The organism is Dysgonomonas sp. Shenzhen-Wh21, assembly GCF_043392705.1.
Taxonomy (GTDB): Bacteria; Bacteroidota; Bacteroidia; order Bacteroidales; family Dysgonomonadaceae; genus Dysgonomonas.
Genome location: NZ_JAIXHZ010000156.1, coordinates 30,891 through 56,012, shown reverse-complemented (window position 1 = coordinate 56,012; position 25,122 = coordinate 30,891). Strand labels below are relative to the sequence as shown.

Sequence of the window (25,122 nt, the reverse complement as noted above, 5' to 3'; positions counted from 1 at the left end):
GTTACACATAATAGTAAAAGGTGACATTACGAGAACATCATTAACCTGTTACTTTTGTCACCTTTTACATAGAAACACAATGTAGCAATGATCATAAACGTTGTACTATTTCACAACTTTGAAACCCTTGACGTATTTGGTCCTGTGGAAGTTTTTGGCAAAGCAGACGAATGGGAAATCAAATACTATTCTCTGGATGGCGGTTTGATTTCGAATCAAGACAATGTACACATCGCGACAGAAAAACTTGATCAGTTTATCTCCGATCAAGTATTATTTCTTCCCGGAGGAATGGGCGCAAGGGATGAAATAAACAACTCCGGCTTTATTGATACAATTAAACATCTGGCAAACAAAAGCCAATTTGTTATCACCGTCTGTACAGGAAGTGCCTTACTGGCAAAGACGGGTCTATTGGACGGAAGAAAAGCAACATCGAACAAACGGTCTTTCGATTGGGTAAAACAAAGCTCCGACAAAGTGATTTGGATAAAACAAGCCAGATGGGTCGTAGATGGCAAATACTATACATCTTCAGGTATTAGCGCAGGAATAGATATGGCTTTAGGCTTTATAGCAGACATAAAGGGGCTAGAAAAAGCAAGAGAAATAGCAAAAAGAATAGAATACAACTGGCAGGAAGATAAAACCGTTGATAACTTCACAGAGTAAGGATCAAATATGATAACAATAAAACATATTGAAGAGAATGATTTTGAAGAACTAGTTGCTCTTTTTCTTGAATTTGCAACATTCCAGAACCAACCGGAAAAGATGAAAAATTCGGTAGAAAAGATGATATCCGAGAAAGAATTCCTTCATGGTTTTACAGCCAGAGACGAAAATGATAGGATTATAGGATATGCTACTTTTTTCTTTGCATATTATACATGGGTGGGTAAATCCTTATATATGGATGACCTTTACATAAAAGAACAATATAGAGGGAAGGGAATCGGCACGCTACTCATCAATGCAGTTATCAAACATGCCGAGAAAGAGAAGTGCGACAGGTTAAGGTGGCAAGTTTCTGAATGGAACAAGCCTGCGATATCCTTTTACAAAACTTTAGGAGCAAAAATAGACGAAACAGAAAAAAATTGCGATATAGTATTCTAAATATATTTCTCCTATTCAAGAACCTATTTGAATAATTTTTTGTTCCTAATAAGTACCATTGACAAACAGTTAAAACCAGATATTATGGATAGATTAAAAGATAGTGAAACAATAAAAAAAATATCAAAAACAGTAGAAACAACATGCAACATTGACAATGAACTTTTCAAAACTTTCAATGTAAAACGTGGACTTAGAAATGAAGACCATACAGGGGTTGTTGTTGGTCTCACAAAGGTAGGTGACGTTGTTGGGTACGAACGTGATGCTGAGGGAAATCTGACGCCTATACCGGGAAGGCTGATATACAGGGGAATTAGCCTTGAAGATATAGTAAAAGGAGCTCAAAAAGAAGACCGACTAGGATTTGAAGAAGTCGTTTATCTTATTCTATCGGGTAATCTGCCAAGCAAAGTAGAACTAAAAGAGTTTTCGGGTGTAATAAGCAGAACTATGGATTTGAATCCTAAAATCGTAATGCATATATTAGACTTGGTAGGAAAAGACATCATGAACTATTTATCAAGGTGCGTGCTCGAACTATACACTTTCGATGAGAATCCGGACGATACGACTCCCGAAAACCTAATCAAGCAATCCGTCAATCTGATTGCAACATTCCCTACCATAGTAGCCTATGCACATAATGCCATACGACATGGACAAGGTAAGTCGTTACATATAAGACACCCTCAGCCGGATGTTTCTCTTGCCGAGAATTTCCTTTACATGATGAAAGGACGCCACTACACTCCACTGGATGTAAAGATACTAGATCTTGCCATGATGGTACACGCCGACCACGGTGGAGGGAACAACTCTACATTTACGGTACGCGTAACCAGCTCTACAGGAACCGATACATATTCTACTATTGCCGCAGGCATAGGCTCACTGAAAGGTCCTCTTCATGGAGGAGCAAACCTGAAGGTTATAGACATGATACAAACTATCAAGAGTGAGGTTAAAGACTGGACCAGCGTTGAAGAAATAGACAATTACCTTTGTAAGATATTGAACAAAGAAGCTTATGACCGCACCGGGCTTATTTACGGTATCGGGCACGCTATATATACCATATCAGATCCTCGCACTGTTCTCCTGAAAGAAATGGCCCGGGATTTGGCAATCGAGAAAGGCCGTGAAGCTGAGTATAATTTCTACACCTTATTAGAAGAGCGGGCGATCTTCAACTTCATGGAAACGAAAGGGAAAAATGTTAACAAACAGGTATGTGCCAATGTGGACTTTTATTCCGGATTTGTATACGATATGATTGGTCTTCCGCAGGAAATTTATACTCCGTTGTTTGCTATGGCTCGTATTGTAGGATGGACAGCACACCGCATTGAAGAACTAAACTTTAAGCAAAAACGAATCATCCGTCCTGCATATAAAAATGCAGCTGATGTTCGTGAATACATACCTATAGATAAAAGATAATGAAGCAACTCGTATTAATTGCAGCAAGTATATACGGTACTATATCTGTTATACTTGGAGCTTTTGGAGCACATGCCTTCAAGGCGATGCTAACTCCCGATAAGCTAGCGAGCTTCGATACAGGGGTGCGTTATCAAATGTATCATGCGATTGTATTGCTGATAATAGGCCTGACTCTATCTTTCACATCCTCACTCGAGAAGTGGGCTGCTATCTCCATCATTGTGGGTGTATTCTTATTTTCGTTTAGTATTTATTTTCTAGCCTTCTCCGAATATTGGAATGTGAACTTAAAATTTCTAGGTCCCATTACCCCTATCGGAGGCATGTTTATGATTGCAGGATGGGTGCTGCTGGTTGTATTTTTCATTAAAAATAAAATTATTTAATTTTTTTTGATTTTTTCTGTAACCAAAAACATAGTTATGCCGTCATATCTATAAGTTAACAATTTTAAATTATTATAGAAATGAAATCTATTTTATACACAATCAGCATTAGTTTATTAATATTTGTTGCCCAGTCTTGTAACTTCAATTCGGTAAGAGGTAACGGAACAATAGTAGAAAACGAAGTTAGTATATCTGACTATAAAGCCATTGAATTTGGTGGAGGCGGTGAACTCGTTTATGAACAAAAGCCCGACGTAGCACCATATGTGCGTGTAGAAACTGATGAAAATATTTATCCGTTGTTGATAATAAAAACAGATGGTGACGTGCTATCGTTCAAAAGCAAGGAAAATATAAGCCCTACAACATACAAGATATATACTAACTCGAAAGACCTGACAAGCCTAAGCATCAGCGGTTCTATGAAAGCTCACCTAAAAGGCAAGTTAGAAACATCAAAATTAGATGTGTCTGTATCAGGGAGTGGCAACATCATTATAGACAGCCTTATATGTCATTCATTATCAACAAGAGTATCGGGATCGGGCGATGTAGATGCAAAAGGGAAAGTAACAAACATAGACTCCAGAATATCAGGTAGCGGTAAAGTAATAGCTACAGATCTGGTTGCCGACTCTGTTAAATGTTCGGTATCTGGGAGCGGAGACTTTTTTGTATATGCCAACAAATATCTAGACGTAAGTATCTCTGGTAGTGGTAGTGTTAAGTACAAAGGTAACCCACAAATAGATCAGTCAATATCCGGAAGTGGTAAGATTTCGAGACAAGAATAAGAAGCGTAAAGCATAAAAACAAAAAAGATTATCCCGGTCGGGATAATCTTTTTGTATTATAATACAATAGCAATTGTATAAACTAAACAACTATAATCCTATTTGAGTTTTTATAAAGTTATTCGCTTCATCTTCACTCTGGAAATATATAAGTCCTTTAAACTCAAACGGGAAGTTATCGAAAGGCAAAGAGAATCGTTTCTTTTCACACGTTACGGAAAAGTCCTCATAATTGGTCGTCGTAAAATTTACAACTTCGTCAGGAGAGTCAATCTTAAATACCTTTATAGACAACTTTTTGGGGTCAACTCTATATAATATATCCCCTACCTTCAAAACATCTCTAAGTCTCATAGCAATATCATTTTAAAAGATGGAACAATAGGTCATATTATAACAACCATCTATAACACATTGTTCACAAAATTATCTATTTGATATAAAAGGGATATGAGTATAGGCAATATACAATCAATATTAATAACATAGCAATTAGTACTAAATATGGATATATTACTACGTAGCACAACTACAAGAACCACAATATCAATATAAACTGTAACATATTTCCATAAATGCACAGTTTCTTATTTTTTGTGCATAACACAAGTTTTTTTATAATTTTAATTTCGTTGTCTTATATTTTAATAGTACCTTTGGGGCGAACTAAATAATAACTTTTTATTCAAATATAACATGGATATTTCGCACATTGAACATCTAGGTATTGCTGTGAAAAGCATCGAAGAACAACTTCCTTATTATGAAGGAGTTTTAGGCTTAAAATGCTACAGCATAGAGGTTGTTGAAGATCAAAAAGTAAAGACCGCTTTTTTTAAAGTAGGCCAAACAAAAATCGAACTGCTTGAACCGACAAGTCCAGACAGCACAATTGCTAAATTTATTGAGAAAAAAGGAGAAGGAATTCACCACATTGCATGGTGTGTTCAAGACGGCGTAGCAAACGCTTTAGCTGAAGTAGAAGCTAAAGGAGTTCAACTAATAGACAAAGCCCCTCGCCGTGGTGCTGAAGGTCTTGATATCGCATTCCTTCACCCGAAATCAACAGGAAGCGTTCTTACAGAACTTTGTGAGACTCCAAAAAAATAAATAAGAAGATGACTTTACTCATTAAACCCACAATGAAGTAAAGTCATTTTTGCATTATCCTATAATTTAATTAGAATCTAAAATATTAAAACATGGGCCAACTTGAAAAAGTAAAAGAGCTGATAGAGCTCCGCGCAAAGGCACGCCTCGGTGGAGGAGAAAAGAGAATAGAAGCTCAACATGCAAAAGGCAAGTATACTGCACGCGAACGCTTAGCCATCTTATTGGATGAAGGCAGTTTCGAAGAATTTGACATGTTCGTTGAACATCGCAGTACAAACTTCGGAATGGACAAACAAAAATTTCTTGGAGACGGAGTCGTAACAGGCTGTGGTACGATCGAAGGTCGTCTTGTTTATGTCTTCGCTCAAGACTTTACTGTTATAGGAGGATCACTTTCCGAAACTATGGCATTAAAGATCTGTAAAGTAATGGATATGGCGATGAAAGTAGGTGCTCCGGTAATCGGTATCAACGACTCGGGAGGCGCACGTATACAAGAAGGAGTTAACGCTCTTGCCGGCTATTCAGAAATTTTCCAACGTAATATCTTAGCTTCGGGTGTAATACCTCAAATATCAGGAATCTTCGGCCCATGCGCCGGTGGAGCTGTATATTCACCAGCTTTGACAGACTTCGTCTTGATGACAGAAGGCACATCTTATATGTTCCTTACAGGACCTAAAGTGGTAAAAACTGTTACCGGAGAAGATGTAACACAAGAAGAGCTTGGTGGAGCAAGCGTACACACTACCAAATCGGGGGTTGCTCATTTCTCTGTAGCAAACGAAGATGATGGATTATCTTTGATCCGTCACTTATATAGCTTCCTTCCTCAAAACAATATGGAAGAAGCTCCTCGCAAAGAATGCACAGACCCAATTGCCAGAATGGAGGATTTACTAAATGAAATCATCCCTGACAATCCGAATAAACCATACGATATGTTTGAAGTAATCGGTGCGGTTGTCGACAATGGCGAATTCCTTGAAGTACATGGAAACTATGCTAAGAACATAATAATTGGTTTTGCCCGCATGAATGGTCAATCTGTTGGTATCGTGGCTAACCAACCTAAATACCTTGCCGGAGTACTAGACATCAACGCTTCACGCAAAGCAGCTCGTTTTGTACGCTTCTGCGATGCTTTCAATATTCCGTTGGTGACATTGGTAGACGTACCTGGATTCCTTCCTGGAACAGGTCAAGAATACGGCGGTGTAATTACTCATGGCGCAAAACTTCTTTATGCATATGGAGAAGCTACAGTACCTAAAGTAACAGTTACTCTACGTAAATCTTACGGAGGTTCACACATCGTAATGAGCTGTAAACAACTTCGTGGCGACATCAACTACGCATGGCCTACTGCCGAAATCGCAGTTATGGGTGCCGATGGAGCAGCAGAAGTACTTTACGCGAAAGAAATCAAAGAATCTGAGAATCCGGCTGAAGCACTTGCTGCAAAGAAAGCAGAATACAACAAATTATTCTGTAATCCTTTCAACGCTGCACGCTATGGATATATTGATGACGTAATAGAACCGAGAAATACTCGTTTCCGCGTTATCCGCGCTTTGGAACAACTGAGAACTAAAAAGCAAGTCAATCCTTCTAAGAAGCATGACAACCTGCCTCTATAATCTCTAAACGAATTAGTATTATGAGTAATAATAATATACCGTCAGAAGTATTAGCAGCTATAGCCTTAGCTATATATGATGTGCAAAACCAGCACGACATAGAAAGCAATGTGCTAACGATCAAACATGTGTCGAAAGATTATCTACCATGGGCTGACAAAAGTAAAGCTATGCTTCAAATGCCAGTAAGAAAATAAAATTTGATAAATTATTATGAAACAGTTCATATATAGAATAAACGGACAGGAATACATAGTAGCCGTAAACAAGATGGATAACGGTCTTGCTGAAGTTGCAGTAAACGGAAGCAACTATAAAGTAGAATTGGTAAACAACGAGGAAGAAATCACTCTTGTTACTCGTCCGGCTTCGAAAGCACCGGCAGCTACTGCCACTGCAGCACCTAAAGCTACAACTTCGGCACCAACCAAACCAGCAAGTGGTGGTGCAGGCAGTGTAAAATCTCCGCTTCCGGGCATCATCATCGACGTATTAGTTAATGAAGGTGACGAAGTAAAGAAAGGACAAACTGTAGTTATGCTTGAGGCTATGAAAATGGAGAATGCTATCCAAGCTACTCAGGACGGAAAAGTTACCGGTATACATGTATCTAAAGGAGACTCTGTACTAGAAGGAGTTGCTCTGATTACAATCGGATAAAAAACAACTATCTATAAAGTAGCGCCGCATAAATTAATTTTTATGTGGCGCTCTCTATTTATCTCACCTTACGCTAATGAATATTTTCCTATCTCTTATAACTCTATAGCAAAATCAAACTAAAAAACTATTTATCAGCAATTTACACAAAACACACTTTGTTAAAAAACAAAAAAAAGAAAATTTATATGCAACGTTTTTATATCCCCTCCATCTATATACTAAATGAGCACTAGAACAATACTTAAAAACAAAGCTACACTACATAATTAAAACTATATATTCTTTATTTTTAAAGGTATATTAAAAGAGAAAACAAACAACATTACTACGCTAATTAAGAGAAAGCTACATAAATTAATTTTTATGTAGCTTTTTTATATACAAATTCAAAATCATATCATTTACATTTGAATCCCTCACCCACTTTGTTTCAAGATTAGACTTAAAATATTTATTTATTCCAAAAAAACTTTATACCTTTGCGCCGTTCTTTTGAGTTTTAAATACAATACGTGGGAAAGTTTAGCTTATATAATATCCCTTTGAGAAGTTTAACCGAAGGGAAACATGAATTCAAGTATGACTTGGATAATAAGTACTTTGCTCTTATTGATGACGGCACAGCCGATATAAAAAGGGGCAACTTAAAAGTAGTAGTATCTTTAAATAAGACCAGTACTATTTTTGAGCTCAATTTTGATATTTCCGGATTTGTTTTAGTTCCATGCGATAGATGTTTAGACGACATCAACATGAATGTGGAAACAAAAAACAAGCTTATCGTTAAATTCGGTAAAGAATACTCTGAAGAAAGTGATGAGATCGTTATCATCCCTGAAGATGATGGAGAAATTAATATCGCATGGTTTTTGTATGAATTTATTGTACTCAGTTTACCGGCAAAACGAATACATCCTCCGGGCACATGCAATAAAACAATGTCTTCTAAGTTAAATAAGCATAGAGCTAAAAGTACTTCCGATGAAGATTCAGACGAAGACGACTTGGATGATATCGAAATAGAGGACGACTCATCCCTTACAGATTCTCGTTGGGACGCATTGAAAGATGTCTCTATTGACGAGGATTAAATAAGAACAGGAATTTGATTTTTTAATTCAGATATATAGAAATAACTAAATAAAACAAAAAGATGGCACATCCGAAACGAAGACAGTCAAAGTCTAGAACAGCTAAAAGAAGAACTCATGACAAAGCAGTAGCTCCAACATTAGCTGTATGCTCTAATTGCGGCTCTTGGCATGTATTCCACACAGTTTGCCCTGAGTGCGGATACTACAGAGGTAAATTGGCAATAGAAAAAGGAGCGGCGGTTTAATATCTTAAACCAAGACTTTAAGCCCTAATATTAGGGCATTTTTTTTATAAATACTCACAAAACCAAAAAATACAATGATTCGAGCTGCAATTACCGGTATAGGAGCATATGTCCCTGAGGATATTCTCACCAACAGTGATATTGAAAAATTGGTGGATACTACAGACGAATGGATCATGACCCGTGTCGGAATCAAAGAACGTCGTGTACTCAAAGGCGAAGGCAAAGGAACTTCTGTTATGGGAGCCGAAGCTGTGAAAGAATTATTGAAGAAAACAAATACCAAACCAGAAGAGGTTGAGGTAATCATTTTTGCCACTACTACACCTGACTATGTATTTCCATCAACGGCTGCAATGACAGCTGAAGCTTGTGGAATAAAAAATGCTTTAGGGTTTGATATCCAAGCTGCATGTTCAGGCTTTATATATGCATTAGAGGTTGGTTCTAATTTTATCAAATCAGGTAAATACAAAAAAGTAATTGTAGCTGCAGGAGATAAAATGACATCTATAGCCAACTATAAAGACCGTGCTACATGTCCTCTATTTGGAGATGCCGCAGGTGCTGTAATGCTGGAACCAACTGAAGAGGAGTTTGGCATTATGGATAGTATTCTTCATCTCGACGGAGTTGGAATAACTCATCTCCACCAATATGGAGGAGGGTCGGCATATCCGGCTTCCCACGAAACCGTAGATAAAGACATGCACTATGTTTATCAGGAAGGACAAGTCGTATTCAAACATGCCGTATCTAAAATGGCTGATGTTTCTGTAGAGATAATGGAACGCAACAATCTATCAAATGAATCGGTAGACTGGTTAGTTCCTCATCAGGCAAATATTCGTATCATCGAGGCTGTAGGAAATCGCATGGGACTTTCGCCAAACAAGGTTATGGTAAACATACAAAAGTATGGTAATACAAGTGCCGCCACAATTCCGGTGTGCATACACGAATGGGAATCTCAGCTTAAGAAAGGAGACAACCTCATCCTTACAGCATTTGGCGGAGGATTTACATGGGGAGCTTTATACTTAAAATGGGCATATTGATATCGCCTGTCAATTAATAAAAACAAAAAAGGTGCCAAATGGCACCTTTTATTGTTTATGTAGAATACTAATTAATATTCACGTCTTCTAAAACCACCGTTTCCACCTCTGTTGTTATCGAAGTTTCTGCGTGGGCGGTCTCCACCTTCTGTACGAGGACGAGCTTCTGAAACAGAAATAGTTCTTCCGTCATATTCAGCACCATTTAATTCTTCAATAGCTTTTTGTCCGGCTGCATTGTCTTCAAGTTCAACAAATCCATAACCTTTAGAACGGCCTGTAGCCTTGTCCATAATAACTTTTGCTGAGGAAATTTCACCGTATTCGTTGAATAAATCTCTCAAATCATTGTCGTTGATGCTGTAGCTCAACCCTGCAATAAAAATGTTCATTGTAAAAAAATAAAATTTAAAATTTAATACTTTGCAGAAGAAGTAAATAAGAATAAAAAGCTAAAATAAACTAGACAAGAAAGGTTACCAAGAAGGGAAGTGACTTGCGAAGAAAAATTTAAACCATACTGTTAAGAACTCTAATGCTCCACAAATATAAAAATAAAAATCAGTTATTTAACTCTTTATCTATTATTTTTTTGTTATAAGTTAATATTTTAGGATTATATAACTGAGATATGGTTTAGAGACTAGGTATTAAGCCCTTTATAATTTTCAATAACTTTTATTACAGTCTCTTTATCTCTACTAATCTGATCCTTTAAAGTCGTAATATCTGAGAATTTTTCGTCAGGACGCACAAAATCAAGAAATTCTGCCGTGAGGGTTTTATTATACAGATCTCCGTCAAAATCGAAGAGATTAACCTCTATACTTATATTATCTCCATTATGCAGCGTAGGACGTTTACCAATGTAAAGCATACCATCATATTTAACACCTTCGACATGTACATAGACTGCATATATGCCAAAAGCAGGGACTACCTTGTAAGTCTCCCATATCTGTATATTGGCAGTTGGGAAACCTATCGTCCTACCTACTTTAAATCCTTCTACAATCTTTCCTGAGATGGTGTAGTTATATGATAATAGCTTCCCCGCTTTACGGATGTATCCTTCTGCCAGAAGCTTACGTATACGTGACGAACTAACATGTTCGAGCCCGGGTAAAGCTTTAGCTTCTATGACCTGCATTTTTATTTCACTGCCATATCGTTCGTAATCAGAAAAGTCATCTTCTCTATTGTGACCAAAACGATGATCGTAGCCTATGATGAGAGAATCAACATTCAGTTTTTCTTTCAGAATATCCTGCATAAATCTCTTCGCAGACATTTGTGATATCTCAACCGTAAAGTCGAGACAAATACAATAATCGATTCCGGTAGTAGCCAGACGCTCTATCTTTTCGTCATAGCCACAAAGTAAAGACGGCTGATAGTCTTTTTGCAACACCTTTCGCGGATGTACAGGAAAAGTTATGACGGCAGAGGGTAAACCTCGCTTGGCGGCTTCTTCTTTCACCTGATCAATCAGATATCGATGTCCTGTATGCACACCATCGAAAAAGCCAATAGTAGCCACTAATGACGGAAGTTCTATCTTGTTTGTCTTATCAACTAACTGCATATCCTAAGTATTAACTTATAATAGCTCTCTATCAGTAAACACTTTTCTTAGGTCTTCTGTTTGATCGACCAGACAAGTTTCAAAGCCAATCGCTTTACCTATTTCTATATTCGCTTTGCCATCATCAAGAAACAGAGTCTCGGACGGAATCATTCCCGAATCGGCAAGTATAAAGTCAAATATCTCCTTGTCGGGTTTTGCATGCCCTATCTCAAAAGAAAGATAGCATTTATCAAAATATGCCTGAATAGGCAAACCTTCGGGTGAGAAAGCCTCACTTGAAGCCCATTTAATTACAGACGGATTTGTATTGCTTAATAAGTATACTTTATACTTTTTGCGAAGCTCTTTCAAAAGTTCAAATTTGTATGGAGGAATCCCCGCTAAAAAGCCTAACCATCCATTATCGATATCTTCGGCGGCAATATTATCATTACCGCATAACTTGCGGAATTCTTTATAAAAACCTTCTGGACTTATTTTACCTTCTTCGTACTCCAGAAATATTCCTTCTTGACGAAACTCACCTAAATAATCTTCAATATTAGGGAAGCCAATAGCCGTAAAACGGTTCAACGCTTCCTGTTTATTCAGGCTTATAATAACTCCTCCTAGATCAAAAAGTATATTTTTTATTTTTTGAGACATAACGTTATATTTATTATATGCGAAGTTAGTCAATTATTTTTACATGGCTGAGATAATTCATGCTTGTTTAATAAATAACCTCCATAGATCAGAAATTGTAAAAAGTGACAAAAGTGACAGTATTTTACTTGTTTTTCGATGTTACTTTTACCCTTTACAATATTTATCACACATCGAACGGCTCTTTATAATAAGATAATAATTGAAGATAAAGCTAAACGAGTTTATTCCTTTTTTACTATCCCCTTTTATCTTCTTTGTAGAGATAACGAATCTCACTCGGATAAAAAATAGTATTTTTGTATAGCTAAACATTATCGAAGTGCTTTATAAGACAAGAGGACTGGTACTGAATACCATAAACTACAACGACAAGTATTTGCTTGCTCTGTTATTCACCGAATCCTTCGGGCGGGTAACGTATATGGTGTCCAAAGCAAGAGGTAAGGGCTCAAAAGTTCCTAAATCTTTATTTTCGCCTCTAGCGATACTCGACATGGAAGTTGAGCATCAAAGCAATAGAGATATTCAAAGAATCAGAGAAGCCCGCTCCGATTTTTATTTATATGAGATAGCGGGAGATATGGGAAAAACGTCAATGACTTTTTTCCTTTCCGAATTTTTATCAAGGGTCTTAAAAGATGCCGACACCAGTCAATTGCTATTCGACTTTCTTGAACAGTCGGTACAGATACTCGAGATGACAGATAAAAGCATAGCTAATTTCCATTTGGTATTTATGCTCAAACTGAGCCACTTTATGGGATTTTACCCTAACCTTGAAGAATATAAGGAAAATAATTTGTTTGATATGATAAACGGCGAGTTTGTTCATTATCAACCTTTGCATAATCATTATCTTAACAGGTACGACAGTAAAGCTTTATCTATGCTGGCACGTATTACGTACGAAAATATGCATCATTTTGTTTTCTCTCGGCAAGATCGGATTAACATCATAAATAGAATATTGGAATACTACCGTTTGCATCTGTACGACTTTCCGGCACTGAAGTCGCTCGATGTCTTACACGAATTGTTTTAGCATACGATTAATTATAATAAAATCTATAACTTTAGCGAATGACACTAGAAGAAGTACAAGAATCATATAAGGATCTTATAAAAAGAGAAGACGAAAAGCTGACTAAATTAAAAAGTTCTATTTTTCAGATCGGAACTTTGCGATTAGTTACTGTTTTGGGATGTATCCTCCTTTGCTGGGTAATGTGGGGACATACTGTTTCGGTTGTCTCTATTATTTTTATAACAGTCGTCATCTTTCTCTATCTGCTGAAATATCACAACAAGCTATTTCTAAAAAAAAGATATTGTGAGTTGCTGATAAAGAATGCTGAAGGTGAGCTGAAAAGTATCGATTATGATTTTTCAGCTTTCGATGGAGCACCCGAAAAGGTTGATGGCAGCCATAGCTATAGTGTAGATCTCGACTTATTTGGAAATCACTCATTCTTTCAGTCTATAAACCGTACTGTTACTTCTTTTGGCAAGAATAAACTGGCAGACTCCCTGCTAAAGACCTTTGAGAAAAAAGATGATATTATTGCACATCAGGAAGCCGTAAAAGAATTGAGTCGCAACCCACGGCTACTCAACCACCTGAGAGCAACAGGACAGATGAGCGAAACCGAAGGGCTGGATATAGATCACTTCTCCCGTCAATTTATGCAAACTCGCTTATTATCTGAAAGCTATTGGCGATACTTTGTATATATCGCCCCTGCTGTGTTTACTCTATCTATTATTCTAAGTTCTTTTGGATTGATGCCTATTGCAATACTAGGATCTTGTTGGACTATTTTCTTTATAGCAAGCCTTACTCCGATGAAAGACATTCGACTGAAGATGAGTTTTTTTCAAAAGAAAATAGAAACACTACAAACATACTCAAGCCTATTTGAAATAATAGAGACCGAAGAGTTTAAATCACCGTTATTAATCGAATTACAAAATAAAATTAAAGATCGGGAACTTGCCTCACTAGCTATCCGCCAGCTAAAATCATATAGCAACAACCTCGATCAGTCATCCAATGTCTTGGGGTTGCTTCTTCTCAATCCCATTTTCTTCTGGAATATTATTTATTCAATAAAGATTGAAAAGTGGATAAGCCGCCATCAAGAAAATATCGGAAGCTGGTTAAAAGTTTTGGCAGAGTTTGACAGTCTGGTGTCTTTTGCTGTATATGCTTACAACCATCCCGACTATATTTATCCCGAGGCATCTGAAACATATATATTGGAAGGTGAAAACCTTGGTCATCCGATGCTCCATCGGAAGGTATGCGTAAGCAACGATGTAACAATAAAGAGCCATCCCTTTTTCCTTGTAGTCACGGGAGCAAATATGGCAGGCAAAAGCACATACTTGCGAACCGTAGGTATAAACCTCATGCTGGCTTGCGCCGGTGCTCCGGTGTGTGCCTCTTCATTGAAATTCTATCCATACAAGCTAGTGACCAATCTTCGTACCTCCGATTCGCTTACAGAAAACGAATCTTACTTTTTTGCAGAGCTTAAGCGTCTGAAAATGATAATCGACCGTCTGCAATCGGGCGAGCCGTTATTTATTATCCTCGACGAGATACTGAAAGGCACCAACTCGGAAGATAAGCAAAAAGGCTCTATAGCTTTAATGAAACAATTGGTGTCACTTGTGGCGAATGGTATCATCGCTACACACGATTTATTGTTGGGCGACCTTGAAAAAGAGTTTCCCGATGCTATAAAGAATTACCGCTTTGAGGCGGATATTAAAGACGATCATCTCTCATTTACCTACAAAATCAGGGAAGGAGTAGCTCAAAATATGAACGCAAGCTTTCTGATGAAAAAAATGGGTATTACCGGATTATGATCGACAACCTAACACTTAACTTATGGAAGACATTTTACACTACATCTGGAAATTCAAACTCTATCAGAAAGAACTGAAAACGACTGATGGTCGTCAGATAGAAGTTTTGGACGTAGGCTTGCCAAATACGAATGAGGGTCCCGACTATTTTAATGCTAAAATAAAAATAGATGGTGAACTATGGGCAGGAAATATAGAAATACATACAAGCTCTGATCAATGGAAAGTGCATAACCATCATAAAAATAAAAGCTACAACTCGGTGATACTTCATGTCGTAGAGAAGGCTAATTGTGAAGTGTTTAATGAACTGGGGCAATCTGTTATCCAGTGCGAGATAGTCTATCCGCAGCATATAAAAGAGAATTATGATTTCCTCATTCATTCCAATACAGACATTCCTTGTCGCAACTATATAGGAAACATTCCATCTTTTCATCTCAACTCGTGGATGAATACGTTACTGATAGAGCGTCTTGAAAGAAAAGCAAACCATATAGAAAGCTTACTTAAGCGTTTCCAGAACTCGTGGGAAGATGCTTTTTATGTGCTGCTTACCCGAAATTTTGGATTCGGTCTCAACTCCGACTCCTTTGAGCGATTAGCTCTTAGTCTGCCGTTGAAATGTATTCAAAAACAAGGAGACAATATTATTCAAATAGAAGCTCTTTTATTCGGACAGGCGGGTATGCTTGATAATGTGAAAGTTGAAGACGATTACTTCTCTTTGTTGAAAAAAGAATATGAGTTTCTGAAAAATAAATATGATTTGAAACCGTTAGATTCATATATATTCAAAAGTATGAGATCACGGCCTACGGCTTTTCCTCAGATAAGAATTGCCCAACTGGCTTCTTTGTTGCATAGTTCACATGGATTATTTTCTAAAATTACAGCTTGTGATGATATCGGACGTATCCGGCTGATGTTTCATGTCAATGCTTCTGAGTATTGGCAAACCCATTACGCATTTGGAGTAACATCGGAACGTAAGTCTAAATATCTAGGTGATTCGTCTCTCGACATTTTACTGATCAACACTGTAGTTCCGATATTATTTATATATGGGAAAAGTATAGACAATGAAACCCTTTGCGAACGAGCTCTAAAGTTTTTGGAAATGCTAAAACCTGAACAAAATAGTATAACCAAGCTTTTTGCAAAATTGAAAATGCCATTAAACAGTGCAGCCGACTCACAGGCTATGATTCAACTGAAGAGAGAATATTGCGAACTTCGCAAATGTTTGTTTTGTAGAATAGGACATCAATTACTGGTAGAAAAATAAAAATAAAATGAAGTACATAGACCTTTTTAATCATCTAAAGAAGATCGAGAACTATACAGATAGTGAGATCGAGATCGATCAAAATTTGGTAATGCGTAACTTTACCTTCGACTCCAATTATCGTTTTATCCTTCCCGGAGGATTGGGCAATAACGATGATTATGAATTTATACCGAGTGTACCTGAAGATTATGAACCCGATGTGATTCAGGAAATGTTGAACAAGAGAGATGCTGAAATATTAGAGAATATCAAGTTCAGATATCACATGATAATGCCTAAAAAAGAAACGAAAGCGAAAGGCATTATACTCATGTTTCACGGCTTTAATGAGAAAACTTGGTATAAATATTTACCGTGGGCTAAGCATATAGTCGACAAAACGGGTAAATCAATAGTTATGTTCCCTATAGCATTTCATATGAATCGTGCTCCTGCGGTTTGGAGTAGTACTCGTGAAATGTACAGAGTGAGCGAGCAACGAAAAATGCGCCACCCCGATGTTATCTGTTCCAGTTTATCCAATGTAGCCATCAGTACACGTTTGCATAATAAGCCTCAACGTTTTATTTGGTCGGGGTTGCAAACTTACTATGATGTAATCGACTTTGTAGAGAATTTCAAGGAAGGATTACATCCCGCTATAGATAAGGATGCTTCTATCGATTTCTTTTCATATTCTATAGGTACATTCTTAGGCGAAATACTGATGATGAGTAACAAAGACGGGCATTTCTCTAACTCCAAGTATGCTACTTTTTGTGGAGGAGCAGTATTCAACAGACTATCCCCTGTGTCAAAATTTATTCTCGACAGTGAAGCCAATGTAAGTCTTTATTCCTATGTCGTAGAACATCTGGATAGCCATATGAAGCGCGACGAAGTGCTTCGTCATTATATGCATACACATCCGGAAGGCAACAACTTCAGAAGCATGCTCAATTATAGGGTACTGACAGAATGCCGAGAAGAAGTATTCCGAAAAATGAGCCATCAATTTTATGCTATAACATTGGCGAAGGATGAAGTTGTTCCCGCCTATGAAGTGATAAATACACTGCAAGGTTCACGCAGGGATATCCCGATCAATATCGAAATTCTGGATTATCCATACAAATATATACATGAAGATCCATTCCCTGCGCTACCAAAAATCGCAGATGAAGTAGACGAGCAATTTAGATTTACGTTTGACAAAATCAGTGCTTTTCTCCAATCTTAGCGCTGTATTTTTTCTTTCTGAACTTAATATATGAGAAAGCAATAATGGCAATTAATATGAGTAGAAAACATACTTTGTAAACATCTATCGTGTTTAGTTGTTTTATTTGCAGGAAAATAAGAAGAAATGAAGATTGATAAAACAAACGCCGTCCGGCTTTTGGATAAAGAGAAAATAGAATATAAGCTTATTCCATACGAGGTTGACGAGTCCGATCTTAGTGCCATACATGTGGCCGAACAGTTACAAGAACCTGTTGAACAGGTCTTTAAAACACTGGTACTGAAAGGAGATAAATCCGGTTATTTTGTTTGTATTATACCCGGAGCAGAAGAGCTTGACTTGAAAGCAGCTGCGAAAATCTCAGGAAATAAGAGTTGTGATATGATACCGATGAAAGAGCTTCTTAACATCACAGGATATATAAGAGGCGCTTGCTCTCCTATTGGTATGAAAAAATTATTTCCAACCTATATCGATAAATCTTATGAAGCGTTCGAATATATTTACATTAGTGCCGGAAAAAGAGGTTTACAAATTCAGTTAAATCCGCTAGATTTAGTACAAATAGTAAGTACAACCAGCGGAAACCTAACCAAATAAAGACCGAACCTCCCCAAAGATAGAGATTATTGGATTTTGTATGATAAAATGCTAGCTCAATATGTTTTAAGACATCTTTTTTTTAACATCTTTATTCATAAAAAAAAGGAATATAATAAGAATAACATCTACCTTTGTGTGGGGATCAAATGAGAACTTTATTATAGTTAGCGATTACTAAAAAAATTATTATAAAGAAAAATGGCCAAAATAAAAGGAACAGTAGTTGTAAACGAAGAACGTTGTAAGGGCTGTGACCTCTGTGTGGTTTCATGTCCTTGTGATGTTTTAGAACTTCAACCTCGTGAAGTTAACAGTCGGGGTTATCACTACGTTTACATGAAAAATCCAGATGCTTGTATAGGTTGTGCCAATTGTGGTTATGTATGTCCTGACGGATGTCTCACAGTCTACAAGAAAAAATTTGAATAAATGATGACGAATCAATACAGCTTTTTCGCTTAGTAGATTCGTTTTTTTAATTAACCAAAAATTATGTCAGAAGAAATAGTTTTAATGAAAGGCAATGAAGCCATAGCTCATGCTGCAATTAGATATGGGACAGACGGATATTTTGGCTATCCTATTACTCCTCAATCGGAGATAATGGAAACGTTGATGGCCGAAGCACCGTGGAATACTACCGGTATGGTTGTACTTCAGGCTGAAAGCGAAATAGCATCTATAAATATGGTTTACGGGGGAGCCGGATGCGGCAAGGCCGTGATGACCTCATCTTCAAGCCCGGGCATGAGCTTAATGCTCGAAGGGGTGTCTTATCTTGCCGGAGCCGAATTGCCTTGTTTGTTAGTGAATGTTATGCGTGGAGGACCCGGATTGGGTACAATACAACCATCGCAAGCCGATTATTTCCAAACTGTAAAAGGAGGAGGGCATGGCGATTATAACCTGATAACTCTTGCTCCTGCGTCGGTACAAGAAATGGTGGACTTTGTTGCATTGGGATTCGATCTCGCGTTCAAATATCAAACACCGGCTATGATACTTACCGATGGTGTTATCGGGCAAATGATGGAAAAGGTAAAACTTCCGGAATTTAAACGAAGAAGAACCGAAAAGGAGATACGCGAACAATGTCCTTGGGCTACCCTTGGAAAACCAGCTGATAGAAAACCGAATGTAATAACTTCGCTGGAACTTGATCCGTATAAGATGGAGATAAATAACCTCCGTTTTCAAGCTAAGTTTAAGAAGATAGAGAAAGATGTTTGTTTGCACCAGGAAGTAAACTGCGAAGATGCAGATTATATACTTGTTGCATTTGGGTCTGCTGCCCGTATATGCCAAAAGGCAATGGAGATAGCACGTGCTCAAGGAATAAAGGTGGGTCTTATACGCCCAATAACTTTGTGGCCGTTCCCATCGAAGGAGATTGACAAATATTCAACAAAGGTAAAAGGAATGCTTACAGTGGAAATGAACGCCGGACAGATGGTCGAGGATGTTCGTTTGGCTGTAAACGGTAAAGTAAAGGTTGAACATTACGGACGTTTGGGTGGAATTGTTCCTACACCAAGCGAAGTAGTAGACGCCTTGCAGAATAAATTTGACTGTTGAAAAACGATATTAAGATAGGCAAGTGTTCATTACATTTGCGAGAATAGTAAGTAGGTCTGAGACCTTAAAATTCAAAGTTTAAACAATTATGAGTACAAATATTATAGATCCGGCTAACCTAGTATATGCCAAGCCTGCGTTGATGAACGATGTGGACATGCATTACTGCCCGGGTTGTTCACATGGTGTAGTTCATAAGTTGATAGCTGAGGTTATTGATGATATGGAATTGCGTGATAAAACAATCGGTATAGCTCCGGTTGGTTGTGCTGTGTTTGCATACAACTATTTGGATATCGACTGGCAGGAAGCTGCACACGGACGTGCTCCGGCACTGGCTACAGCAGCAAAACGACTGAATCCCGATAAAATGGTATTTACATATCAGGGAGACGGAGACTTAGCTGCCATTGGTACTGGTGAAACGATACATGCGGCTAATAGAGGTGAAAATATTGCTATAATCTTTATAAATAACGGAATTTATGGCATGACCGGGGGACAAATGGCTCCAACAACCCTTAGCCAAATGATAACATCAACATCTCCTAACGGACGCGATACTCACGAGAGTGGATACCCTCTCAAGATTCTCGATCTGTTGGCTCAGTTACAAGGAGTTTGTCTGGCTACTCGTCAGAGCGTTCATACAGCAGCCTCTGTAAAGAAAGCGAAACGCATGATACGTAAAGCGTTCGAAAACTCGATGGAGAATAAAGGTACATCTATTGTAGAAATTGTATCTACATGTAATGCCGGATGGAAAATGTCACCTCAGGCAGCTAACGATTGGATGGTAGAAAATATGTTTCCTGCATATCCATTAGGCGATTTGAAAAATATTTAAACAAAGAAACATGACACAAGAAATAATTATAGCAGGTTTTGGAGGACAAGGTGTATTATCTATGGGTAAAATCCTTGCTTATTCAGGTCTGATGGAAGATAAAGAAGTTTCATGGTTCCCTTCTTACGGACCGGAGCAACGTGGTGGCACAGCTAACGTGACTGTAATATTGAGCGACAGCCCCATCAGCTCGCCGATAGTGAATGAGTTTGATATTGCGATTATTTTAAATCAGCCGTCATTGGACAAATTCGAGTCGCATGTAAAACCGGGAGGAATATTAATTTATGACCCGAACGGATTTCAACATCCACCAACACGCAAGGATATCAATATCTATAAAGTTGAAGCTGTGGATACAGCTATATTGATGAAAAATACGAAAGCATTCAATATGATTGTTCTAGGTGGATTATTGAAAGTAAGCCCAATGGTAAAACTCGAAAACGTTATGAAAGGATTGAAAAAATCTTTACCTGAACGTCACCATGGTTTACTGCCAATGAATGAGCAGGCAATAATGAAAGGTATGGAGATTATACAAGAAGTTCAAAAATCTGAATAAGATTTCGTTTCTTTGAAAATAAAAAAGAGGCTGTCTGAGACTAGACAGCCTCTTTCTATATTTATTTTATTGAGGCAACTTAAGATTTGTCAACACAGGAACTTTTGTTGTTCTTACTTCTGTGTGATGCTTATCATGCTGTTGTTCAAAAATTACGATCTCATTTTGTCCTTTTTTCAGCCATACCCCCGGAACATATAACGTTTGTTGAGGTCCTACATGCCAATAACGCCCGATGTTCTTACCATTTATAAAGACAATACCTTTGCCCCAATCTTCCATATCGAGGAATGTATCCCCTGTTTCTGTCAGATTGAATGTTCCTTTATATAAGGCCGGAGCTCCGAGAAGACGTTTCGCTGCTGATTCGGTGTTACCAAATACGCTATTTTTTTGCATCTTACTAAAATCAGGAGCTTCATCCATCGGTATCTGGTACATTTGCCAATCACCTTCTATCTCCATTCCGTTTATTATAACAGGGCTGATGATTCCTTTTGTGTTATGAACAATCTCTGATCCGTAATTGATGCGTCCCATGTTCTCTACTAAGATCTCTAACGTAGAATTGAATGGAATGTCAACATCGATAGAATCTTGATTAAAATATCGGTTAAGCTCCCCTACCTTTTCATCGTTTGCATATATAATGGCATAATCGCGCAAACCATTTATCTTCAGTGTACCGCTTATTGGCTGATTGAAGTGCTTTTTATATAAAACATATCCATAACCTTGGTTTAACTGTTCGAAAGTCATAGGTTTATTATTTTCCACTACTTTTGAGTTCAATCCGTCTAAGGTAGCGATCTTGTCAAGTTTAATAGATGGGATCTCTATAACAGGTATAGCAGCGGGAACCTTAGGCAAAGAGTAATTGACATATTTTTTAATTACATTACGAAGCGAGTCGTATTTTGGTGTTACCCATCCGGCTTCGCTAATAGGTGCATCGTAATCGTAGCTAGTAAGATCGGGCTGAATATCATGTTTCTTATCATAGTTAGCGCCACTGGTAAAACCAAAATTAGTTCCGCCATGCACCATGTAATAGTTGATAGACACATTATTCTGTAAATACTTTTCTGTTTGACGAGCTATACTTGTAGCACTTATCTGAGGATGAGGTTCGAGCCAGTGAGCAAGCCATCCGGGATAAAACTCTGCAACCATATAAGGTCCTTGTCCTCCATTATACTTATCTACAGCTTTCTTTAAATTCTCTATATTACTTTCTCCATTTGCAGTTGGCAAAGCTCCGGGAACAGCACCTCCTTCAAACAACCAACTTCCATCCGAAGTAAAAGATGGAACATCGAAACCTGCATCTTTTAATTGCTGAACGATTTTTGCATTGTATCTGCGATGCTCTTCCAATGGAATATCTTTACGTTGGGAGACATAAGATCCGAATTCATTTTCTGCCTGCACCATAACAATAGGGCCACCTTTAGTTATTTGCAAATTTCCAACTTCCTTATACAATCTATTTATATATAACTGGGTATATTTTAGAAATTGTTCGTTATCACGTCTCAATTCCAAACCCTCTACATTTTGAAGCCACCAAGGATAACCTCCAAATTCCCACTCAGCACATACATACGGACCGGGACGAAGTATCACCATCAATCCTTCTTCACCTGCTATTTTTATATATTCCGCAAGATTCTTATCTCCTGTAAAATCCCACTTACCAGGTTCGGGTTCATGTATATTCCAGAATACATAAGTAGCCACAGCATTCAGTCCCATTGCTTTCAGCATCTGCATACGATGACGCCAATATTGATGAGGAATACGCGGATAATGCATTTCGCCTGAAATTATTCTTACCGGTTTTCCGTCATATACAAAATCTCCGTTCTTAATCTCAAACGTATGTTTCTTCTGAGAAAAAGAACTGATGGAAAAAACGAATAATAATATAAAAAAGGTTGAACAAATCTTTTTAAACATGGTTTTCTTTTTAAATTACTAATTTAAAGCTATATATTATTATAAATTAAATTCACGTTTATAAACTCAATTATAAGTGTTTACTACATTAAATATTCTTTAATATCTTTGTCGTAAAATTAAGGTTGGAATGTTAGAGTATAAAGATACAACAGAAAAAGTAAAAATACCAGCGCAACGCTTAGCCGATCTCATTTTAGATATAGGAACTTATCTACTTGCATCGGGAGCGCATTGCGGAAGACTCAATAGTAATCTGGGGAGAATGGCTTCGACATGGGAGTTTGATCTGCATATAGATCCTACGTTCAAAGGACTGTTAATTACTATAAAAGATATGAACGACCCTGCAAATACAGTCACCAGATTTAAGAATTCGCCCCCTCACAATGTCCACCTTGCTGTTTTGACCGAAATATCACATTTGTCGTGGAAAGTAAAAGAAGAGAAACTTTCCATCACTGAAGCGGAAAACGAATTTGCTCTAATCAAAGCTAAACCATATTATAAAGATATATATGTTGCTATAGCTGTCGGACTTTCATGTGCAGGCCTATGCCTTTTCTCATTAGGAGATTCGATGAACGCTATGGTTGCTTTTGTTGCCGCTTTTTTAGGATATTTCGTACGTGTTGCCTTCTCTAAGAAGAATTTCAACTCTATGATTTGTATCTCGATAGCAGCTTTTGTTACCACTCTTATTACAGGACTTGGAAGACTATATGGAATCGGAGCACACCCCGAAGCTGCTATGGCTACAGGCGTATTATATCTTATACCGGGAGTCCCTCTTATAAATTGTGTTATAGACCTGATAGAAGGCTACCTCTCGTCTGCAATCAACAGAGCCTTATTCGGAGGGTTTATTTTACTTTGTATTGCCGCAGGGATGACCTTATGTATTACATTAATGGGGATCAATAATTTTTAGAAAAAAATGGAAGAACTTACTATTATAAATATACTACGCGACTTTGGCATTGCATTCATCGTCGGCTTCTGTTGGGCTATATTATTTGGTTCACCTAAACGTTTGTTATGGGTAGCCGGCCTGCTGGGAGGAATGGGGCATTGTATCCGTTTTATTTTGGTTCAGCTCGATTTCGGGTTAATAACCGCAACTCTGGCTGGGTCTGTGCTGATAGGGCTGATAGGCATTTTTGCGGCACATAAGGTAGACAGTCCACCTGTTGTATTTACAATGCCGGCATGCATTACGATGATACCGGGTATGTTTGCTTATAAAACAATGCTTGCCGGAATAAAGGTTACAGATCTAACAATTGTAGAACAGAATCCTCGCATACTTATAGAGATGTCACACAATCTTATGCTGACAATGTCTCTTTTATTCACCTTGGCAATAGGAATATGTATCAGTGCGCTGCTTTTCCGAAAATCCAGTGTAAAAAATATATCTCTGAAAGATATAATAGGAAAGGGCTGATACTCTAGTTTACTTTACTATCTGTCATCAGTTCCTCTCTAAAGAACCGATCAATTGTTTCTTATGTATTAATTTGACTATCCATCTGGATACAAGAAATACTATTATCTGTGTGAAAATAATAAATACGCCGGAAGGCACATCCAAAACAGCAGAAAGAAACAATCCGACCAAACAGCCTACGAACCCTATAAGAATGGACAGCGAAATCATCTTCACAAAATTAGAAGTGAATAGATTAGCTGTCATCTGAGGAACCGTCAATATAGACATAAGTAAAACAATTCCAACCAAACGGATAGACAAAACGATTGTTATTGCGATACCCATCATCATCGCATACTTAATCAGATTGACAGGAAGATTGCGCGTCTTTGCAAAATCAGAATCAAATGCTGCAAAAAGTATTTGTCGCCCAAAAAGTAAAAAAACAATGATGAGCACCAAGGATAAAACAGCCAGATATAAAATATCCGGTTTTGTTATAGTTAAAATATTTCCAAAGAGATAATCGGAAAGGTTGGGTGCAAACCCGGGCTTAAGATAGATAAAAATAATACCAACAGCCATCCCTAAAGACCAGAATGAGCCAATAGCAGAATCTTCTCTAACTCCCTGCCTTGAAGAAAGCCACTCAATACCAAATGCCGACAGTATAGAAAAAATCATTGCCGACAGAATTGGATTCCACCCAAAATAAAAGCCCATTCCTATACCTCCGAGCGAAGCATGTGTTATCCCTCCACTAATAAAAACTAATCTGCGGATAACAACATACGATCCTATAATTCCACATGCAATAGAGGCAAAAAGACTACCTAGAAGAGCATTCTGAAAAAAGCTATAGGATAGAAGATCAAAAAATTCCATTGTGATAATATTATTTTTTCTGAATCATATATCTCCGGAATGGGGAATAATCATCATTTCTATTTTCCAGAA

Annotated in this window: 29 protein-coding genes; 23 read left to right on the top strand and 6 right to left on the bottom strand. The window is 37.6% G+C overall.

Going from position 1 to position 25,122, the window contains the following annotated elements; translation table 11 throughout:
* Positions 1 to 87: 87 nt before the first annotated feature.
* From LDB17_RS10690 to LDB17_RS10670, 5 genes are all read left to right on the top strand, one after another.
* Positions 88 to 672 (top strand): DJ-1/PfpI family protein, encoded by a 585-nt coding sequence (locus LDB17_RS10690; protein WP_252637697.1) that lies wholly within the window; start codon positions 88 to 90, stop codon positions 670 to 672.
* 9 nt (positions 673 to 681) lie between these two features.
* Positions 682 to 1,119, top strand: a complete 438-nt coding sequence (locus LDB17_RS10685) for a GNAT family N-acetyltransferase (protein ID WP_252637696.1) — start codon at positions 682 to 684, stop codon at positions 1,117 to 1,119.
* Between the two features lie 84 nt (positions 1,120 to 1,203).
* On the top strand, positions 1,204 to 2,562 hold the full coding sequence (locus LDB17_RS10680; RefSeq protein ID WP_135103807.1) for a citrate synthase: 1,359 nt from the start codon (positions 1,204 to 1,206) through the stop codon (positions 2,560 to 2,562).
* Complete coding sequence (locus LDB17_RS10675) at positions 2,562 to 2,951, top strand: DUF423 domain-containing protein (RefSeq protein WP_252637695.1); 390 nt, start codon at positions 2,562 to 2,564, stop codon at positions 2,949 to 2,951. Before LDB17_RS10680 ends, LDB17_RS10675 begins: the two co-directional genes overlap by 1 nt.
* 80 nt (positions 2,952 to 3,031) lie before the next feature.
* Positions 3,032 to 3,748 carry a head GIN domain-containing protein gene (locus tag LDB17_RS10670; protein ID WP_252637694.1) on the top strand — a complete coding sequence of 239 codons (717 nt, stop codon included), beginning with the start codon at positions 3,032 to 3,034 and terminating at the stop codon, positions 3,746 to 3,748.
* 90 nt (positions 3,749 to 3,838) lie between these two features.
* On the opposite strand, the gene LDB17_RS10665 is transcribed toward LDB17_RS10670, so the two are convergent.
* Positions 3,839 to 4,102 carry a hypothetical protein gene (locus LDB17_RS10665; protein WP_135103804.1) on the bottom strand — a complete coding sequence of 88 codons (264 nt, stop codon included), beginning with the start codon at positions 4,100 to 4,102 and terminating at the stop codon, positions 3,839 to 3,841.
* A 342-nt stretch (positions 4,103 to 4,444) separates the two neighbouring features.
* Between LDB17_RS10665 and mce the strand changes: the two genes are divergently transcribed.
* From mce to LDB17_RS10630, 7 genes are all read left to right on the top strand, one after another.
* Positions 4,445 to 4,858, top strand: coding sequence for a methylmalonyl-CoA epimerase (gene mce / locus LDB17_RS10660; RefSeq protein ID WP_006842412.1), 414 nt, complete (start codon positions 4,445 to 4,447; stop codon positions 4,856 to 4,858).
* 92 nt (positions 4,859 to 4,950) lie between these two features.
* Positions 4,951 to 6,501 carry an acyl-CoA carboxylase subunit beta gene (locus LDB17_RS10655; RefSeq protein ID WP_006842411.1) on the top strand — a complete coding sequence of 517 codons (1,551 nt, stop codon included), beginning with the start codon at positions 4,951 to 4,953 and terminating at the stop codon, positions 6,499 to 6,501.
* 20 nt (positions 6,502 to 6,521) lie between these two features.
* Positions 6,522 to 6,698, top strand: a complete 177-nt coding sequence (locus tag LDB17_RS10650; protein ID WP_167755417.1) for a hypothetical protein — start codon at positions 6,522 to 6,524, stop codon at positions 6,696 to 6,698.
* 16 nt (positions 6,699 to 6,714) lie between these two features.
* Positions 6,715 to 7,161 carry a biotin/lipoyl-containing protein gene (locus tag LDB17_RS10645; protein ID WP_252637693.1) on the top strand — a complete coding sequence of 149 codons (447 nt, stop codon included), beginning with the start codon at positions 6,715 to 6,717 and terminating at the stop codon, positions 7,159 to 7,161.
* A gap of 515 nt (positions 7,162 to 7,676) precedes the next feature.
* Positions 7,677 to 8,255 (top strand): DUF177 domain-containing protein, encoded by a 579-nt coding sequence (locus tag LDB17_RS10640; RefSeq protein ID WP_252637692.1) that lies wholly within the window; start codon positions 7,677 to 7,679, stop codon positions 8,253 to 8,255.
* A gap of 62 nt (positions 8,256 to 8,317) precedes the next feature.
* Entirely contained in the window at positions 8,318 to 8,503 is a 186-nt protein-coding gene (gene rpmF, locus LDB17_RS10635) for a 50S ribosomal protein L32 (RefSeq protein WP_006842407.1), read from the top strand.
* A 74-nt stretch (positions 8,504 to 8,577) separates the two neighbouring features.
* A complete protein-coding gene (locus LDB17_RS10630; RefSeq protein ID WP_006842406.1) occupies positions 8,578 to 9,561 on the top strand; it encodes a beta-ketoacyl-ACP synthase III in 984 nt (327 codons plus the stop codon).
* 71 nt (positions 9,562 to 9,632) lie between these two features.
* Here LDB17_RS10630 and LDB17_RS10625 read toward each other — a convergent pair whose 3' ends face one another.
* The 3 genes from LDB17_RS10625 to LDB17_RS10615 form a co-directional block, all read right to left on the bottom strand.
* A complete protein-coding gene (locus LDB17_RS10625) occupies positions 9,633 to 9,953 on the bottom strand; it encodes an RNA-binding protein (RefSeq protein WP_006842405.1) in 321 nt (106 codons plus the stop codon).
* Between the two features lie 251 nt (positions 9,954 to 10,204).
* The gene (gene ribF, locus LDB17_RS10620; protein WP_252637691.1) at positions 10,205 to 11,146 is read right to left on the bottom strand and encodes a riboflavin biosynthesis protein RibF; all 942 of its coding nucleotides are present in this window, start codon (positions 11,144 to 11,146) and stop codon (positions 10,205 to 10,207) included.
* A 15-nt stretch (positions 11,147 to 11,161) separates the two neighbouring features.
* Positions 11,162 to 11,794 carry an HAD family phosphatase gene (locus tag LDB17_RS10615; RefSeq protein WP_252637690.1) on the bottom strand — a complete coding sequence of 211 codons (633 nt, stop codon included), beginning with the start codon at positions 11,792 to 11,794 and terminating at the stop codon, positions 11,162 to 11,164.
* A gap of 322 nt (positions 11,795 to 12,116) precedes the next feature.
* On the opposite strand from LDB17_RS10615, the gene recO reads away from it, so the two are divergent.
* The 9 genes from recO to LDB17_RS10570 all read left to right on the top strand — a co-directional run bounded on the left by recO (position 12,117) and on the right by LDB17_RS10570 (position 20,774).
* The gene (gene recO / locus LDB17_RS10610) at positions 12,117 to 12,839 is read left to right on the top strand and encodes a DNA repair protein RecO (protein WP_252637689.1); all 723 of its coding nucleotides are present in this window, start codon (positions 12,117 to 12,119) and stop codon (positions 12,837 to 12,839) included.
* 38 nt (positions 12,840 to 12,877) lie between these two features.
* Entirely contained in the window at positions 12,878 to 14,671 is a 1,794-nt protein-coding gene (locus LDB17_RS10605) for a MutS family DNA mismatch repair protein (protein ID WP_252637688.1), read from the top strand.
* A 22-nt stretch (positions 14,672 to 14,693) separates the two neighbouring features.
* Positions 14,694 to 15,959: a DUF2851 family protein gene (locus tag LDB17_RS10600; RefSeq protein WP_252637687.1), complete on the top strand. Its 1,266-nt coding sequence runs from the start codon at positions 14,694 to 14,696 to the stop codon at positions 15,957 to 15,959.
* Positions 15,960 to 15,966: 7 nt separating this feature from the next.
* Positions 15,967 to 17,181 carry a DUF6051 family protein gene (locus tag LDB17_RS10595; protein WP_135103794.1) on the top strand — a complete coding sequence of 405 codons (1,215 nt, stop codon included), beginning with the start codon at positions 15,967 to 15,969 and terminating at the stop codon, positions 17,179 to 17,181.
* Between the two features lie 126 nt (positions 17,182 to 17,307).
* On the top strand, positions 17,308 to 17,784 hold the full coding sequence (ybaK, locus tag LDB17_RS10590; protein ID WP_252637686.1) for a Cys-tRNA(Pro) deacylase: 477 nt from the start codon (positions 17,308 to 17,310) through the stop codon (positions 17,782 to 17,784).
* A gap of 201 nt (positions 17,785 to 17,985) precedes the next feature.
* On the top strand, positions 17,986 to 18,216 hold the full coding sequence (locus LDB17_RS10585) for a 4Fe-4S dicluster domain-containing protein (RefSeq protein ID WP_006842397.1): 231 nt from the start codon (positions 17,986 to 17,988) through the stop codon (positions 18,214 to 18,216).
* Positions 18,217 to 18,279: 63 nt separating this feature from the next.
* Positions 18,280 to 19,362 (top strand): 3-methyl-2-oxobutanoate dehydrogenase subunit VorB, encoded by a 1,083-nt coding sequence (locus LDB17_RS10580; protein ID WP_006842396.1) that lies wholly within the window; start codon positions 18,280 to 18,282, stop codon positions 19,360 to 19,362.
* 88 nt (positions 19,363 to 19,450) lie between these two features.
* On the top strand, positions 19,451 to 20,209 hold the full coding sequence (locus LDB17_RS10575; protein WP_006842395.1) for a thiamine pyrophosphate-dependent enzyme: 759 nt from the start codon (positions 19,451 to 19,453) through the stop codon (positions 20,207 to 20,209).
* Positions 20,210 to 20,219: 10 nt separating this feature from the next.
* Complete coding sequence (locus LDB17_RS10570; RefSeq protein ID WP_006842394.1) at positions 20,220 to 20,774, top strand: 2-oxoacid:acceptor oxidoreductase family protein; 555 nt, start codon at positions 20,220 to 20,222, stop codon at positions 20,772 to 20,774.
* Between the two features lie 66 nt (positions 20,775 to 20,840).
* Here LDB17_RS10570 and LDB17_RS10565 read toward each other — a convergent pair whose 3' ends face one another.
* Positions 20,841 to 22,733, bottom strand: coding sequence for a beta-galactosidase (locus LDB17_RS10565; protein WP_252637685.1), 1,893 nt, complete (start codon positions 22,731 to 22,733; stop codon positions 20,841 to 20,843).
* A 130-nt stretch (positions 22,734 to 22,863) separates the two neighbouring features.
* Here LDB17_RS10565 and LDB17_RS10560 point away from each other — a divergent pair, with 130 nt between their 5' ends.
* Together LDB17_RS10560 and LDB17_RS10555 are read left to right on the top strand one after the other, a co-directional pair.
* The gene (locus LDB17_RS10560; protein ID WP_252637684.1) at positions 22,864 to 23,664 is read left to right on the top strand and encodes a threonine/serine exporter ThrE family protein; all 801 of its coding nucleotides are present in this window, start codon (positions 22,864 to 22,866) and stop codon (positions 23,662 to 23,664) included.
* Between the two features lie 6 nt (positions 23,665 to 23,670).
* On the top strand, positions 23,671 to 24,180 hold the full coding sequence (locus LDB17_RS10555) for a threonine/serine exporter family protein (RefSeq protein ID WP_006842391.1): 510 nt from the start codon (positions 23,671 to 23,673) through the stop codon (positions 24,178 to 24,180).
* A 27-nt stretch (positions 24,181 to 24,207) separates the two neighbouring features.
* Here the strand turns inward: LDB17_RS10555 and LDB17_RS10550 are convergent, their stop codons facing one another.
* Positions 24,208 to 25,050: a metal ABC transporter permease gene (locus LDB17_RS10550; RefSeq protein ID WP_252637683.1), complete on the bottom strand. Its 843-nt coding sequence runs from the start codon at positions 25,048 to 25,050 to the stop codon at positions 24,208 to 24,210.
* Positions 25,051 to 25,122: the final 72 nt, after the last annotated feature.

What these genes read in the sequence shown, in the direction of transcription:
- LDB17_RS10690 (WP_252637697.1), top strand. Translation starts at nt 88, where the DNA reads ATGATCATAAACGTTGTACTATTTCACAACTTTGAAACCCTTGACGTA.
- LDB17_RS10685 (WP_252637696.1), top strand. Translation starts at nt 682, where the DNA reads ATGATAACAATAAAACATATTGAAGAGAATGATTTTGAAGAACTAGTT.
- LDB17_RS10680 (WP_135103807.1), top strand. Translation starts at nt 1,204, where the DNA reads ATGGATAGATTAAAAGATAGTGAAACAATAAAAAAAATATCAAAAACA.
- LDB17_RS10675 (WP_252637695.1), top strand. Translation starts at nt 2,562, where the DNA reads ATGAAGCAACTCGTATTAATTGCAGCAAGTATATACGGTACTATATCT.
- LDB17_RS10670 (WP_252637694.1), top strand. Translation starts at nt 3,032, where the DNA reads ATGAAATCTATTTTATACACAATCAGCATTAGTTTATTAATATTTGTT.
- LDB17_RS10665 (WP_135103804.1), bottom strand. Translation starts at nt 4,102, where the DNA reads ATGAGACTTAGAGATGTTTTGAAGGTAGGGGATATATTATATAGAGTT.
- mce (WP_006842412.1), top strand. Translation starts at nt 4,445, where the DNA reads ATGGATATTTCGCACATTGAACATCTAGGTATTGCTGTGAAAAGCATC.
- LDB17_RS10655 (WP_006842411.1), top strand. Translation starts at nt 4,951, where the DNA reads ATGGGCCAACTTGAAAAAGTAAAAGAGCTGATAGAGCTCCGCGCAAAG.
- LDB17_RS10650 (WP_167755417.1), top strand. Translation starts at nt 6,522, where the DNA reads ATGAGTAATAATAATATACCGTCAGAAGTATTAGCAGCTATAGCCTTA.
- LDB17_RS10645 (WP_252637693.1), top strand. Translation starts at nt 6,715, where the DNA reads ATGAAACAGTTCATATATAGAATAAACGGACAGGAATACATAGTAGCC.
- rpmF (WP_006842407.1), top strand. Translation starts at nt 8,318, where the DNA reads ATGGCACATCCGAAACGAAGACAGTCAAAGTCTAGAACAGCTAAAAGA.
- LDB17_RS10630 (WP_006842406.1), top strand. Translation starts at nt 8,578, where the DNA reads ATGATTCGAGCTGCAATTACCGGTATAGGAGCATATGTCCCTGAGGAT.
- LDB17_RS10625 (WP_006842405.1), bottom strand. Translation starts at nt 9,953, where the DNA reads ATGAACATTTTTATTGCAGGGTTGAGCTACAGCATCAACGACAATGAT.
- ribF (WP_252637691.1), bottom strand. Translation starts at nt 11,146, where the DNA reads ATGCAGTTAGTTGATAAGACAAACAAGATAGAACTTCCGTCATTAGTG.
- LDB17_RS10615 (WP_252637690.1), bottom strand. Translation starts at nt 11,794, where the DNA reads ATGTCTCAAAAAATAAAAAATATACTTTTTGATCTAGGAGGAGTTATT.
- LDB17_RS10605 (WP_252637688.1), top strand. Translation starts at nt 12,878, where the DNA reads ATGACACTAGAAGAAGTACAAGAATCATATAAGGATCTTATAAAAAGA.
- LDB17_RS10600 (WP_252637687.1), top strand. Translation starts at nt 14,694, where the DNA reads ATGGAAGACATTTTACACTACATCTGGAAATTCAAACTCTATCAGAAA.
- LDB17_RS10595 (WP_135103794.1), top strand. Translation starts at nt 15,967, where the DNA reads ATGAAGTACATAGACCTTTTTAATCATCTAAAGAAGATCGAGAACTAT.
- ybaK (WP_252637686.1), top strand. Translation starts at nt 17,308, where the DNA reads ATGAAGATTGATAAAACAAACGCCGTCCGGCTTTTGGATAAAGAGAAA.
- LDB17_RS10585 (WP_006842397.1), top strand. Translation starts at nt 17,986, where the DNA reads ATGGCCAAAATAAAAGGAACAGTAGTTGTAAACGAAGAACGTTGTAAG.
- LDB17_RS10580 (WP_006842396.1), top strand. Translation starts at nt 18,280, where the DNA reads ATGTCAGAAGAAATAGTTTTAATGAAAGGCAATGAAGCCATAGCTCAT.
- LDB17_RS10575 (WP_006842395.1), top strand. Translation starts at nt 19,451, where the DNA reads ATGAGTACAAATATTATAGATCCGGCTAACCTAGTATATGCCAAGCCT.
- LDB17_RS10570 (WP_006842394.1), top strand. Translation starts at nt 20,220, where the DNA reads ATGACACAAGAAATAATTATAGCAGGTTTTGGAGGACAAGGTGTATTA.
- LDB17_RS10565 (WP_252637685.1), bottom strand. Translation starts at nt 22,733, where the DNA reads ATGTTTAAAAAGATTTGTTCAACCTTTTTTATATTATTATTCGTTTTT.
- LDB17_RS10560 (WP_252637684.1), top strand. Translation starts at nt 22,864, where the DNA reads ATGTTAGAGTATAAAGATACAACAGAAAAAGTAAAAATACCAGCGCAA.
- LDB17_RS10555 (WP_006842391.1), top strand. Translation starts at nt 23,671, where the DNA reads ATGGAAGAACTTACTATTATAAATATACTACGCGACTTTGGCATTGCA.
- LDB17_RS10550 (WP_252637683.1), bottom strand. Translation starts at nt 25,050, where the DNA reads ATGGAATTTTTTGATCTTCTATCCTATAGCTTTTTTCAGAATGCTCTT.